This is a genomic window from Bacillus sp. VT 712 (assembly GCF_001614195.1).
GTDB lineage: Bacteria > Bacillota > Bacilli > Bacillales > Bacillaceae_H > Priestia > Priestia flexa.
Genome location: NZ_LWBK01000014.1, coordinates 1 through 12,319, shown reverse-complemented (window position 1 = coordinate 12,319; position 12,319 = coordinate 1). Strand labels below are relative to the sequence as shown.

Genomic DNA, 12,319 nt, shown 5'->3' with positions numbered 1-12,319 from the left:
ATATTAAGTAATACGAAATAGTGTTTAAAAAGTTTCATATTTTTCCGTTCTTACAATACTCGTTGTTTACCTTCTTTGGACAGAACAATATGAAACCCAAACGAACTACCTCCATTTTTATACTTTTTATTCCTTATTATCCATTTTAACACATTTTTAATTTCACCTCGTATTTTTAAACAAATACAGATATCATTAAAACAGAGATTACTATGTTAGGAGCTTCAAATTATGTTTAAGGCAACTATTATTTTTATATTAGCTGGAATTGCTGAAATTGGTGGCGGGTACTTTATTTGGAAATGGCTTCGTGATGACTGGTCTGGCTGGTTTGGATTAGCTGGTGGAATCTCTCTCGTTCTATACGGGATTATCGCCACTTGGCAGGCTTTTCCCGACTTCGGACGAGTATATGCGGCTTACGGGGGTGTTTTTATTATCATGAGTCTATTTTGGGGCTGGTTAATTGACAAAGAAACACCAGATTTCCAAGATTGGTTAGGTAGCATTATCTGCTTAGTTGGCGTTATTGTCATTGTTTGGCCTCGAAGCTAAACGAAATTTAAAAGCGTACTCATGATAGAGCACGCTTTTGCATTTCTGTTTGCACCCACCGCTTAGCTGTTTCTAACCTTAAAAACTCTTTATCATAGTAGCTTCTTTCTATTAATTCCTCAACGATACGGAGTGCATCTTACTCTCTTCCCGCTTTTAGATAAATCTCTAGTATCTGCTCATACTGTTTATCATAAGGAAACTCTTCCTGTCTTGCTTCCTCAAACGCATTGTCAAAGCATGAGGTTGCTTTCTTATAGCGTTTCATCTGAACGTATGTATAAACATTACCAAAGTGCAAGTCACCTCTTTCTAAAGGTGAAAGCGCCGAATTTTTAATTCCTTCACTTCTCATTGAAATAGCTTCTTCTAGCTATCAATTCCAAGCTCAAGCACATATAGCATCTCTTTTGTATCAAATACAAACGTACAGACATGATTTGTATAATGATTTACGTGTTCCATTGCAAGCAAATAACCATTGAGTTCATTCATTGATACCCCTCCCTAGTGTTCTACTATTTCTTTATCACTTGTTTTGTGTAATCGTCGGCCATTGATTTTGTATAGAATTCAATAATATTTGATTCCGTGTCTTTAAAATACACTCTTGTTTCATTTGCTTCTTTTATTATCTTCACATCGATATCTTCCTGCTTCAACAATATAAGCGTTCCCTCAAGATTTTGCTTCTGCACGTGGAGAGCTAAGTGAACGTGAACGCCACCCTCATCGTAAAGGTTTGGCCAGCTTGAAACATTCAGCTGCTTCATCTTTTGCTCAGCTTTGGAAAACATACGAGGAAGCCATAGTCCTAGCCTTGTTGGCCCTCCAACATAGAGCCATGTTGCCCAAATTCCATTTGATTCCTGGGTAAACTGTCCGTTATCATACCCCCATTGTTCCACGATTGGAAAGCCAAGCTGATTAGACCAAAACTGTACGGCTCGTTCCATTGACTGTACTTCAAGGACAACTTCTGATATTCCTTCTGTTTTAATTTTCATCTTATCTCCTCACTTTATAAACCAACCATTAAAGGTGCAACACTTTCTTTTTCTATATTTTAGCATATCTTCCATATGGAGATGCGCTTTTCAACTATCCTGCAATAAAAATACAGCGCCTATTTTTTCCGGCGCTGTATACATGCTATTCACTTTCTTTAATCGCTTTTACTAACGATTCAATAAAAGACTGGTTTTTTTCTACGTTAGTTAGCAGCTCATCATATTGAGGTACTGTCAATTCTAACTGCAGTCCCTGATGGCGGGTATTATCATTTGCAATATTATCTGGCGAAACTCCTCTTAAATGAGGGGGCGGCTCAACTACAATAAACCCGGGTTTTAATAATTCTTTCACGCGAGATGCAAGAGGTTCATCGCGCCCTCCTATATAAATCTCTCGTTCCGCACCGCGTGCACCGTGAAATGAAATAGTTATATTTGACTGATGGACTAATGACCTTGCCAACTCTTCATCGTAATGAGTAGATGTTACATGCAGTTCAAAGGGATCTTCTTTTTTTAAGCATTTAAATGCATAAAAAGTCCCGTTAACCTCCTGCGCCAATTCCCTTGCCATTTCAAGTGTACCCTCTTCCATTGTACCGCCATGAATCGCCAACACAACAATGTCTTTCTTACGAATGATGCACTCAATTTCATAGTCAATTCCAGCTCGCTCACACTGAGATAGCTCTTGAAACGTTTGATATATATCTCGCACAACGATCACTTCCCTTCTATTGTTTCTTAATATGACTTGATTTTTATAGAGTATACATTAAACGTACAAGCACTTTTTTAGATTTTTCATAAGATGGAATGAATGCTTTTTACTATATAGAAAGTGGTGTTAAACAATTGATTGAAAACTACACGCGAATTGCAATCAAAAAGCATCAGCTACATGATGTTGATTTATTAAATGACATGCCGTATGTCCTTGCTGTTGAGTGGGACGGCGTATTATATGAATTTTTAATCAAACTAAAAGAAAACTCTTCAAAGATGATTCTGTTAGGCTCTGGAGCCGGTGCTAAGCAAGAGCACCCGCAAGGTCCTCCTTATTTTCAGCGCCATTCATGGATGGACCTATTCGATGCATCCGTCATTTATTATAACGATCCTACCTTATATTTAGGTCCGCTTTCGTTAGGATGGGGACAAGGAACAAAAGAAAGGTTTTATCTTCAAGAAATTTCTGTTTTGTTAGGTGAAATTCTAGCGAATTTACAAGTCCCCCTATCACACGTAACCTGTTACGGGTCGTCAGGCGGAGGCTTCATGTCGCTCATTTTAGCGGGTTATTTAAAAGGTGCTACAGCAGTTGTAAATAATCCACAAACATGCTTAACGAAGTGGCTTAAAACACCCGTTCGTAACGTTTTTTCTTTATCTTATCCCAACATGTCACAAGAAGAAGTGGTTCAAATGTTTTATGAGCGAATTAACATCTTAGCGTTTTATCAGAAAATTGGTTACGTCCCACCAATTGATTATCTCCAAAACGCAGCCTCAGAATTTGATATGACTAATCATCTTACTCCTTTTCTATCAGGTCTTCACACATTAAGTGATGAATGTGAAGTCAATGAAATTAAAGTGATATTAAACTATAACAAAAAACAAGGACATGCCGCTTTAGGAAAGCAAGAAACTGTGGATTACCTATCCAAGAAAAAATAGTAGCGAGTTTTTTCATCCTATGATAAGATGTCGAAGTTAAATTTAGCATATCTTACAGTATACGTCGTAAAAAATATTTTTTTACGTAGCGAGGGGTGAATTCAGATGCAAGCCTATTTATTTCTAGCACTTGCTATTACAGCGGAACTTTTTGGAACATCCATGTTAAAAGCATCTCAGGGATTTACAAAACTCTGGCCAAGCATTGGTGTAATCGTTGGATTTGGAGTTGCGTTTTATTCACTCTCTGCTTCTCTTCAACAAATTCCACTGAGCATTGCCTACGCAATTTGGTCAGGAGTAGGAACTGCCCTTACAGCTATTATCGGTGTTGTGATTTGGAAGGAAAGCGGCAGCATCTCAATGGTCATTGGCATTACGTTAATTATTGCAGGAGTTGTCATTTTAAATTTAAAGTCATTTGCGCATTAAAAGAAACGCTTGGCAACCGCCAAGCGTTTCTTTTATAAATTAAATGGATCTAAAAACTTCACGTCAGGATACTTATCTTGGAATAAGCGCCATACAAAATCATTTTCAAACATGAGTACAGCATGCCCATCCCGATCTTCAACAAGCATAACGCGAGAGTCAAACATGCTATCCTTAATCGTCTCTTTGTCCACCCATTTTGCAATGCTATGAGACATGCGAACAAACTCTAAATCTACGTTATACTCACCTTTCATACGGTGTTCAAACACTTGGAACTGAAGCTCACCAACAGCACCTAAAATATAATCTCCAAAGAACGGTGTACGATAGAGCTGAACCGCTCCTTCTTGTACAAGCTGGTTAATTCCTTTTTCAAAATGCTTTGATTTCATGGCATTTTTAGCACGTACTTTCACAAATAGCTCGGGTGGAAACTTCGGAAGCGCATCAAATTGAAACACCTTACCATCGCCCACAATCGTATCTCCAATTTGATACGTACCAGAATCATACAAACCAATAATGTCACCTGGATATGCTGTATCCACCGTCTCACGACTTGATGCTAAAAATTGATGTGACTGAGCAAGCTTCATTTTACGATTTGTACGAGCAAGCGTTACGTTCATGCCACGCTCAAACTTCCCTGAGCACACGCGTACAAAGGCAATTCGATCGCGGTGAGCTGGGTTCATATTTGCTTGAATTTTAAAGATAAAGCCTGAGAAATTGTTATCCGTTGGTTGAATTGTTCCAACAGATGATTCACGCGGCTGTGGTGGTGATGTTAATTGCAAAAATGAATTGAAAAACGACTGTACTCCAAAGTTTGCAATCGCACTACCAAAGAATACAGGTGTTAAAAGGCCTTGCTTTACTTTTTCAATTGAAAAATCGTTACCTGCTTCATCAAGAAGAGATAATTCATCCACAAGCGTTGGCAAATACATTTCATCCACATGCTTTTTCACTTCATCATCAATGTTTTCACCGTCAAAGTCTGCAAAATATGATTCTTTATTTCCTTGGTACACTTCGATTTGCTTCGAAAAGCGATCGTACGTACCTTGGAATCTTTTCCCCATGCCAATCGGCCACGTCACTGGGTAAGACTCAATTCCAAGTACTTCTTCAATTTCTTCCAATAGCTCTAGAGGATCTTTTCCTTCACGATCTAGCTTATTGATAAATGTTAAAATTGGAATCCCGCGCATACGACACACTTTAAATAACTTTAACGTCTGCGCTTCGATTCCCTTTGTTCCATCAATAACCATGACAGCACTATCTACCGCTGTTAGTGTTCGATATGTATCTTCACTGAAGTCTTCGTGTCCAGGTGTATCTAGGATGTTGATAAAATGATTTTTATATTCAAACTGCATTACACTTGATGTAACGGAGATTCCACGCTGCTTTTCAATTTCCATCCAGTCAGATGTTGCAAACTTTCCTGACTTTTTACCTTTAACTGTTCCAGCAGAACGAATCATTCCACCTAGTAATAACATTTTTTCAGTTAATGTTGTTTTTCCAGCATCCGGGTGGGAAATGATGGCGAACGTACGACGTGAGTCGACCATCTGCTGTTGCTGTTGATTGCTCATAAGTTTAATTATCCTTTCTACTATACAATTCCTATTTTCATCATTTCATTATACGCTTTTTTTATACAAGATGACCAGCCTTTTTCGAAGGAAAAGAAAAAAGGCCCCCATTTGGGAGCCCCTGATAATCCTATAAAAAGAATTACTTTTGAACGTTAGCAGCTTGTGGTCCACGAGCACCTTCAACGATTTCAAATGTAACTTCTTGGCCTTCTTCTAAAGTTTTGAAGCCTTCGCCTTGGATAGCTGAGAAGTGTACGAATACATCGTCTTGTCCTTCAACTTCGATGAAACCGAAACCTTTTTCAGCGTTGAACCATTTTACTTTACCTTGTAACATAATCTCTTTTCCTCCTCGTGCAGCAAGCTACACCTTGTGTATTACTCCATTCTTGCTCTTACAATAAGTCAAGACGAAACCCATCGAACTATCCTTATGGAACAAAAATAAGCAACTTTATTGTACCAAATTATCAAAAAAATTTCAAAGGGATTTGTATAAACTTTTACTCATTTTTTTCAAAGAAATCGTACTTTTTTTGCTTTTTTTATTCATAATAACCTAGGCTAAATTTAGGGTAACTCATATTTATCTATCAGCTTATCTAATCTACGAAATTGGCTCTAATTCTCTGACAGCTAGTCCATAATAGACTTTCTCCAAGCGCTTGATTTCTGCTTCGTATCGCTTAAGTTTACCGCTCGTTAGCCCTCGAGAACTTTTTGTTTCGTCCAGCAATTCAATATGCTGATTAAGCTTCAACAGCGTGCTTGTTAAACGCTCCTGTAATTCTTCAATTTCATTTTGTATATCCACACAGATTGGAAGCCGGTTCGCTAAAATAAAATCCGTCATTTGCATCAGTATTTTTTTGCGCTCAACTTCCTTTACTTTACTTTTTACTATGCGCTCAGCTGAACGAAACGTAAGTCGAATTCGTTCCATGATATCGCCTTTTATTGAAAGCTTTCTTTTTAATTCATCTACATCTTCCTTTAAGGCTTCATGCTCCTGAACCATCCTTTTCATAACAAGGCCGCAGTTTAACGTTTTTAAATCCATTTGATTAAGCTGATGGCGAATGGACTCTTTTAAGCTATCTATTTTTTTAGTAAGCTGTCTTTCTATACCTTTAAGCTCTTTAATATCTTGCTCTCCATTATAAATAAGGCCCTCAAGACGCTCGACGTCAAACTGAGCCTGCTCTTTTTTTATTTGAAAATCTTCATACCGATGATACACAGATGACCACTTAATTAACAAAGATTGGTAGTTAAGCAACTCATCTTGGTGCTCAAGCTTACACATCCACATTAAATGAACAACGGTCGCTAACAGCGGTAAAAAAGGTTCTGCTTCCTTACGCTTGGCTACAATTTCATGACTTTCCAAGCTCGCTAACGTCCATAGCGGTGCATTGAAACCAACTAGAAGTGACGGTGCATGCTGCATAGGCACAAACAAAGGCATTACTGCACAAAGTAAAGATGATAGTAGATCGTATGCACTTGGAGGAAGTTGCTTAAAAAAGCTGATAATTCCCTGTCTCTGTAAGACCTCTTCCATTGCTTTTTGAGTGACTTCTCTGCTGAATAGTTCTAGAATCCGATCTTGATATAAGCTTGGTAACTGCTCAATCCATGTTAAAAGAGCTGTTTGTAACAGCATCTGCTCACGCTTTGAAGCGATTAAGTACTGTGAATCTGCAAGGTGAATAAACAAACGAATTTGATGACGCAAAACATCGTCTAGGGAATGACAGCGAGCAATTGAAAACAATTCATTATACTTTGCGACAAACATATTGCCTATTTCTTCACTAAGTTCGTATAGTTCTCCATTTGTTGTAGTGTGAGAAACAGGTAGTCGAAAGTATTCAGCCATATGTAAAAACAGCTGAAGATGCAAATCGACCTCTGGCTGCTTAGCAATTTTTTTCATATCCTGCTGGAGATTTTGCTGAAACTGGATGTGTTCATCCTTTTCGTTTGGCAAAGTTGGTTGTAGCTTGGATATTTTATGTTTACTTATGACAAACGCACTTTGTAACCCTTGTCCATTCGCTGTTAGCAAACTATAAAGAAGCTGTTGACCATTCATTTCCCCATCTCCTTTTTTTGGCTTTTAAGATTCTTCTTGCTTTCGTAAAACAACAAGTGCAGTCCAACAAGACATTAACGCAGGTGGTATACTCCACGTTAAATATCGCCAGTCTTTTGTGATGATGGATACGATGACAAAAACGAGTGGTAGCCCTATCAATACAACACCAATCCGAACCTTGCTTATCTTTTTTCCCATTCCTCATCGCTCCCTTTTCGCTCCATATGCTTATATACAAAGTTCGCTTTCTATTAAAAAACACCTTTATAAACCGTTCGTTCAATTCTCTCTTTTCTAGACAGTCTATGACAAGAGTTTTAAAATTAGACATCCTTTTGTCAGACGGTGGGTACAAGCCTCGTTCCTTTTTCCTTCATCTTGCAAATCTCTTATTAAAACGCTAGTTTTCTGTTTTTTTCAGCAATTCTATACTTTTTGTGAGAAATTCACCGCGAAATATGCTATGTTACGTATAGAATATTTTTTATAAGAAGGATATGGGATAGTAATTCTACAGAAAAGGATGATGATCATGAAATTTGTTGTATTTGGAGCTAGCGGACGCACTGGACAAGCTTTCGTGAATCAGGCTTTAGAAGAAGGACATTTCGTCACAGCATTCGTTCGAACACCAGATAAGCTAACAATAACAAATAGCAATTTGCATATTATAGAAGGAAATGTAACGGATTCCTTTCAGGTGGCTCATGCTATTACAGGCCACGATGCTGTTGTTTCTTGCTTAGGAACTGATGGATTAGGCCCTTCTACATTTTTAGAAGAAGCAACATCTACTATTATTAAAGCAATGCAAGAGCAAGGCTTACACCGAATCTTATATACTGCTTCAGCTGGAATTGAAGGAGAAATTCCAGGTATGACGGGTTGGCTTGCTCAAAATATTTTAAAAAATCCACTACGCGACCATTTAAAAGCTGTTCAACTGCTAAAAACAAGCAACCTTCATTGGACAGTCGCTCGACCAATGGGGTTAACAAATGGCCCCGTAACCGCTCAGTATCGAAAAGCTGTGACGGGTGTACCTGAAGACAGCAAAAACATTAGCCGCGCAGACGTAGCCCACTTTTTATTACACGCAGCAAATGCAGAAATTCATTTAAAACAATCCGTGGCTCTTTCCTATTAAAAAGAGGCTGAGACATAGGTAATTCAGCCAATGATAAACCTGAACGATCGAGAGTTCCTCACTTTTAACCGTTCAGGTTTTTGTTGATTGTGAAAACAATGTTGGAAACAGGGTGGAATGGAGCGTAGGACACTCGACTCCTGGAGGAAAGAGAGGGAAACTGAGATCCCGCAGCGCAGCGAGGAAGCTCAATTTCCTCTCCGCGGAAAGCGAGTGGCCGTAGCGCAATGGAACGAATGGTTCTGACAACGTAAAGAGGTGAGAAAAGAGAGTGTTCGTCTTTTTGGAAATTTGTTTTGTTATGTCCCACCCTCTTTTTATAAGGCTGTTTTGTATAGATTGTTGCTTTTTTGACCACACTGTTAAATAGTTGATATAACGACGGTCAGGAGGCCTTTGAGTATGTAGAAAGAAGTATATGTAGATTTCAGCGAACTTACTAAATCAGAGCAATTGGCGTTGTTTAACACAATGAAAGATGACTTGTTTCCAGATGAACCAGATAAGATTACCAAACTACTCAAAAGCATTCGTGAAGCCCGATTTGCTTCTGGTTTGGGCTGTGTTCATTGCGGAAGCACATCGGTTAAAAGGAACGGTAAATATCGTTCAAGACAACGCTATCTCTGTAATGATTGTGGGAAATCGTTCAATGATATGACGAATACGCCATTTTCTGGCTCACGCTATCCTGAAAAATGGGTGAAGTATATTGAACTAATGGTCGAAGGTTATACTTTGCCCAAAATCGCTGAACGGCTAAAAATTCATGTCTCTACTGCATTCTATTGGAGACATAAAATCCTGAACGCATTAGGAAGCATCGGCTTTAATCAACTGCAAGGCATCGTTGAGAGTGACGAAACCTTCTTTCGTGAGTCTATGAAAGGTAGCGAAATCACCCACAGAAAACCCAAGAAGCGTGGTGAGAAAGACGAGAAGAGAGGTATTTCTAACCTCAAAATTGCTGTTGTGGTTGCACAAGACCGTAACTGTAGCGTGATTGCTCGGAAAGCAGGAATAGGTCGTGTAAGAGCCGAAGAAATTGACACTGTGATAGATGAGTATATTCACCCGTCTTCTTTGTTATGTACGGATACAGCAACGAATTATAAAAAGTTTGCCAAGATAAAAGGATTACAACACGAAACGGTCAACGAGCGTCAGAAACAGCGTGTAAAGAAAGGCATATACCACATTCAGCACGTCAATAACTTTCATAATCGCTTGAAAAAGTGGATGGAACGGTTTCAAGGGGTCGCAACGAAATACCTGGACAACTATCTCTACTGGTTCCGTTGGCTTGATATAGGGAAAAACTTGGCATTTGAAAAACAAGTTGAGCAAATGCTTATTTCAGCGTGTCGAAAATCGAACAACACTACTGTCAATTCTTTAAAGGCTGTTTCGTAAAGCATAAAAGGAAAGCATATTGCTCTTCTATCAGGTTCGGATGATGGGGAGAAAACTTTAAACGGCAAATCGGCATTACAATCGGCAAATAAAAACGCTCAGACTATCTGAACGTTCTTATTAGCAATATTGTAATGACCGTATTGAACTCTAAGGGGGTTAACCGAAAAAGTATTTATTTACTTAACTAATTCAACAGAAAGTGTATTTATCTTGGCAGGATTCGATTCTAAAATAGTGCCATCGTATTCTATTTTTATATTGTCTCCGACTTGGAATGTTTCATCTTTATTCACAGAAAGGTCAACAAACACATCCCCTTCTCCCCCGCCAATTTTAGCATTAACGATTGCCCTATGACCGTTAATATCCTTGATTGTACCTACAAAATTAGAAACTGTTTTTTCAATCCCACTAATTTCAGCTATCTTGCCATTGTCAGTTTTATCATCGTTGGGAGAACCAAACGCAGATAGTAATACGATAAATATAATTGCGGACAAAAAAGTATATTTTCTGTTCAAGACATTTCCTCCTATTCTTAATTTACCGCATTCAAACCTATATCCTAATTGTATTACAATATTTATTTTTCATCATAAAAGCAACAAAGTTTACGAAAACAGCCTTTTATAAAAATCCAAACATAACTAAATATAATAAAATATGGTATACGATTCTTATAAGAGGGAGGTCTAATTCATGACACGTAAACTAGTCATTCATCTATTAACAATCACAGCCTGCTTTTTACTCTTTTCTATTAGCATGCTGTATTCTGAAAGATACCTTTTCTTAATTCCACTTGGAATGTTAGGTTTATTTGGACAATGTTATTTCACTTATCGCTTTACCCAAATCTTATTAACGGAACCGAAATGAGATCCATGCACTTTTATTAATTTTACTCTTTACAAGTTGACTTTGTACGTATATAGTTTGATACTAGTATCAGGTATAAGTTTTTACATAAAGGAGAGACCATTATGCTAACAATTGAGCAAATTAAAGAAATTATCCCTCACCGCTATCCATTTTTACTAGTGGACCGTATTATTGAAGTAGAAGAAGGCAAAAGTGCCGTAGGTATTAAAAACGTGACGGCTAATGAAGAATTTTTCAACGGACACTTTCCTGAATATCCAGTTATGCCAGGTGTTCTAATTGTAGAAGCACTTGCTCAAGTCTGCGCCGTTGTTATGTTGAAAAAAGATGATAACAAAGGAAAACTTGGCTTATTTGCAGGTATCGACAACTGTCGCTTTAAAAAGCAAGTTGTTCCTGGCGATCAGCTTCGTTTAGAAGTAGAAATGACACGCGTGCGCGGTACGATTGCGAAAGCTCGTGCTGTTGCGTCGGTCGATGGCGAAGTGGCTTGTGAAGCGGACGTAACGTTTGCATTGTTTGATCCAAAACAAGCATAACTACTTTAGAGCATTTGGAAGCCACAAAAAAGAACGCCATTGCTAGCGTTCTTTTTTGTGAATCTATTATCCTTGCATCACTTTCATACGAACATGCTCTAAATGTTCACGAACTGCTTCTGCTGCACCTTGAGCATCTCTATTTTTAATTGCTTCAAAGATGCGATCATGATCTTCATGAACCTGCTTGCGACTCTCAGGCCTTTGCGTTAACGAATACGCTAACGCTTTGCGATATAGATGACCCAAGTTCTCTACTGTGTGAAGCAAAAATGAATTATGTGCCGCTTTTACAATATCATGGTGAAAGCGATAATCTGCTTCATAACCAATTTCAGCACTATTTTTAATCGTTCCTTTGAATGCTTCTAACGATTCTTTAATTTCTAGTAGTTCTTCTTCGGTATGACGAATAGCCGCTAGGCTTGCCGCTTCTGATTCAATGATAATTCGCATCTCAACTAATTCTAACACCTGGTCTGCTTCAACCATTTCAAACGTCATCGGATCAAGCATGCCTGCTAAGTTTACTCGCTTAACATAGCTTCCTCCACCTTGTCTGGATTCAATTAATCCACTAGCTGACAAAACGCTTAACGCTTCACGAATAGGTGCACGACTAACGCCAAACATTTTCGAAAGCTCATGCTCAGATGGTAAGCGAGATTCAGGCGGAAAAGTCTTTTCCTTTGGCTCTTTTCTAAAAGATTGTTGCTATTGGAAGGCAAAGGTGTTGGAAAATTTTCCAAGAATAATAGTATAATAATGCTTGGAGGGATAAATATGTTAAAAAAACTATTAGCAATAATTTCAGTACCTTTAGTTATTGTTCATTTAATCATTCTGTACTTTTGGATTGGTGATTGGGAAAAATTAGTTACGAAAATAGGATTAATTAGTTGGATTGGTTCAATTATTTTAGGCATAATTGTTTATTTCGC

At 38.1% G+C, this 12,319-nt stretch carries 17 protein-coding genes and 1 pseudogene; 7 read left to right on the top strand and 11 right to left on the bottom strand.

The genetic code is table 11. The features are described 5' to 3' along the window. Positions 1–231 precede the first annotated feature (231 nt). Positions 232–555, top strand: coding sequence for a YnfA family protein (locus tag A2U94_RS08705; protein ID WP_025909916.1), 324 nt, complete (start codon positions 232–234; stop codon positions 553–555). 139 nt (positions 556–694) lie between these two features. Here the strand turns inward: A2U94_RS08705 and A2U94_RS08700 are convergent, their stop codons facing one another. From A2U94_RS08700 to A2U94_RS08690, 4 genes are all read right to left on the bottom strand, one after another. Next, the gene (locus tag A2U94_RS08700) at positions 695–910 is read right to left on the bottom strand and encodes a hypothetical protein (RefSeq protein ID WP_025909915.1); all 216 of its coding nucleotides are present in this window, start codon (positions 908–910) and stop codon (positions 695–697) included. 14 nt (positions 911–924) lie between these two features. Further along, positions 925–1,050, bottom strand: a complete 126-nt coding sequence (locus tag A2U94_RS22100; RefSeq protein WP_258954115.1) for a hypothetical protein — start codon at positions 1,048–1,050, stop codon at positions 925–927. A 23-nt stretch (positions 1,051–1,073) separates the two neighbouring features. Then, positions 1,074–1,562, bottom strand: coding sequence for a VOC family protein (locus A2U94_RS08695; protein ID WP_062954513.1), 489 nt, complete (start codon positions 1,560–1,562; stop codon positions 1,074–1,076). Positions 1,563–1,707: 145 nt separating this feature from the next. Next, complete coding sequence (locus A2U94_RS08690; RefSeq protein ID WP_025909913.1) at positions 1,708–2,286, bottom strand: poly-gamma-glutamate hydrolase family protein; 579 nt, start codon at positions 2,284–2,286, stop codon at positions 1,708–1,710. A 137-nt stretch (positions 2,287–2,423) separates the two neighbouring features. Here A2U94_RS08690 and A2U94_RS08685 point away from each other — a divergent pair, with 137 nt between their 5' ends. Beyond that, complete coding sequence (locus A2U94_RS08685) at positions 2,424–3,248, top strand: hypothetical protein (RefSeq protein WP_025909912.1); 825 nt, start codon at positions 2,424–2,426, stop codon at positions 3,246–3,248. A 105-nt stretch (positions 3,249–3,353) separates the two neighbouring features. Beyond that, on the top strand, positions 3,354–3,680 hold the full coding sequence (locus A2U94_RS08680; protein ID WP_025909911.1) for a DMT family transporter: 327 nt from the start codon (positions 3,354–3,356) through the stop codon (positions 3,678–3,680). Between the two features lie 32 nt (positions 3,681–3,712). Here A2U94_RS08680 and A2U94_RS08675 read toward each other — a convergent pair whose 3' ends face one another. From A2U94_RS08675 to A2U94_RS21495, 4 genes are all read right to left on the bottom strand, one after another. After that, positions 3,713–5,290: a peptide chain release factor 3 gene (locus A2U94_RS08675; RefSeq protein WP_025909910.1), complete on the bottom strand. Its 1,578-nt coding sequence runs from the start codon at positions 5,288–5,290 to the stop codon at positions 3,713–3,715. 142 nt (positions 5,291–5,432) lie between these two features. Continuing rightward, positions 5,433–5,630 (bottom strand): cold-shock protein CspD, encoded by a 198-nt coding sequence (cspD, locus tag A2U94_RS08670; protein ID WP_025909909.1) that lies wholly within the window; start codon positions 5,628–5,630, stop codon positions 5,433–5,435. Between the two features lie 270 nt (positions 5,631–5,900). After that, the gene (locus A2U94_RS08665; protein WP_025909908.1) at positions 5,901–7,391 is read right to left on the bottom strand and encodes a hypothetical protein; all 1,491 of its coding nucleotides are present in this window, start codon (positions 7,389–7,391) and stop codon (positions 5,901–5,903) included. Between the two features lie 24 nt (positions 7,392–7,415). Further along, positions 7,416–7,592: a hypothetical protein gene (locus tag A2U94_RS21495; protein WP_167556121.1), complete on the bottom strand. Its 177-nt coding sequence runs from the start codon at positions 7,590–7,592 to the stop codon at positions 7,416–7,418. Positions 7,593–7,926: 334 nt separating this feature from the next. On the opposite strand from A2U94_RS21495, the gene A2U94_RS08660 reads away from it, so the two are divergent. After that, positions 7,927–8,541 (top strand): NAD(P)-dependent oxidoreductase, encoded by a 615-nt coding sequence (locus A2U94_RS08660; RefSeq protein WP_025909907.1) that lies wholly within the window; start codon positions 7,927–7,929, stop codon positions 8,539–8,541. A 453-nt stretch (positions 8,542–8,994) separates the two neighbouring features. After that, positions 8,995–9,954: an IS1595 family transposase gene (locus A2U94_RS08655; protein WP_152545188.1), complete on the top strand. Its 960-nt coding sequence runs from the start codon at positions 8,995–8,997 to the stop codon at positions 9,952–9,954. A gap of 179 nt (positions 9,955–10,133) precedes the next feature. Here A2U94_RS08655 and A2U94_RS08650 read toward each other — a convergent pair whose 3' ends face one another. Then, positions 10,134–10,478, bottom strand: coding sequence for a DUF3221 domain-containing protein (locus tag A2U94_RS08650; protein ID WP_025909906.1), 345 nt, complete (start codon positions 10,476–10,478; stop codon positions 10,134–10,136). A gap of 178 nt (positions 10,479–10,656) precedes the next feature. On the opposite strand from A2U94_RS08650, the gene A2U94_RS08645 reads away from it, so the two are divergent. After that, positions 10,657–10,836, top strand: coding sequence for a hypothetical protein (locus A2U94_RS08645; protein WP_025909905.1), 180 nt, complete (start codon positions 10,657–10,659; stop codon positions 10,834–10,836). A 104-nt stretch (positions 10,837–10,940) separates the two neighbouring features. Continuing rightward, positions 10,941–11,378, top strand: a complete 438-nt coding sequence (gene fabZ, locus A2U94_RS08640; RefSeq protein WP_025909904.1) for a 3-hydroxyacyl-ACP dehydratase FabZ — start codon at positions 10,941–10,943, stop codon at positions 11,376–11,378. A gap of 66 nt (positions 11,379–11,444) precedes the next feature. Here the strand turns inward: fabZ and A2U94_RS08635 are convergent, their stop codons facing one another. Then, on the bottom strand, positions 11,445–11,870 hold the full coding sequence (locus A2U94_RS08635; protein WP_286140479.1) for a FadR/GntR family transcriptional regulator: 426 nt from the start codon (positions 11,868–11,870) through the stop codon (positions 11,445–11,447). Between the two features lie 57 nt (positions 11,871–11,927). Then, positions 11,928–12,053: pseudogene (locus A2U94_RS22095) on the bottom strand (FadR/GntR family transcriptional regulator); the annotation flags it as partial. Between the last annotated feature and the right edge of the window lie 266 nt (positions 12,054–12,319).

Excerpts from the sequence above, each read along its gene's own strand:
- A2U94_RS08705 (WP_025909916.1), top strand. The coding sequence starts at position 232 with ATGTTTAAGGCAACTATTATTTTTATATTAGCTGGAATTGCTGAAATT.
- A2U94_RS08700 (WP_025909915.1), bottom strand. The coding sequence starts at position 910 with ATGAGAAGTGAAGGAATTAAAAATTCGGCGCTTTCACCTTTAGAAAGA.
- A2U94_RS22100 (WP_258954115.1), bottom strand. The coding sequence starts at position 1,050 with ATGAATGAACTCAATGGTTATTTGCTTGCAATGGAACACGTAAATCAT.
- A2U94_RS08695 (WP_062954513.1), bottom strand. The coding sequence starts at position 1,562 with ATGAAAATTAAAACAGAAGGAATATCAGAAGTTGTCCTTGAAGTACAG.
- A2U94_RS08680 (WP_025909911.1), top strand. The coding sequence starts at position 3,354 with ATGCAAGCCTATTTATTTCTAGCACTTGCTATTACAGCGGAACTTTTT.
- A2U94_RS08675 (WP_025909910.1), bottom strand. The coding sequence starts at position 5,290 with ATGAGCAATCAACAGCAACAGCAGATGGTCGACTCACGTCGTACGTTC.
- cspD (WP_025909909.1), bottom strand. The coding sequence starts at position 5,630 with ATGTTACAAGGTAAAGTAAAATGGTTCAACGCTGAAAAAGGTTTCGGT.
- A2U94_RS08665 (WP_025909908.1), bottom strand. The coding sequence starts at position 7,391 with ATGAATGGTCAACAGCTTCTTTATAGTTTGCTAACAGCGAATGGACAA.
- A2U94_RS21495 (WP_167556121.1), bottom strand. The coding sequence starts at position 7,592 with ATGGGAAAAAAGATAAGCAAGGTTCGGATTGGTGTTGTATTGATAGGG.
- A2U94_RS08660 (WP_025909907.1), top strand. The coding sequence starts at position 7,927 with ATGAAATTTGTTGTATTTGGAGCTAGCGGACGCACTGGACAAGCTTTC.
- A2U94_RS08645 (WP_025909905.1), top strand. The coding sequence starts at position 10,657 with ATGACACGTAAACTAGTCATTCATCTATTAACAATCACAGCCTGCTTT.
- fabZ (WP_025909904.1), top strand. The coding sequence starts at position 10,941 with ATGCTAACAATTGAGCAAATTAAAGAAATTATCCCTCACCGCTATCCA.
- A2U94_RS08635 (WP_286140479.1), bottom strand. The coding sequence starts at position 11,870 with ATGGTTGAAGCAGACCAGGTGTTAGAATTAGTTGAGATGCGAATTATC.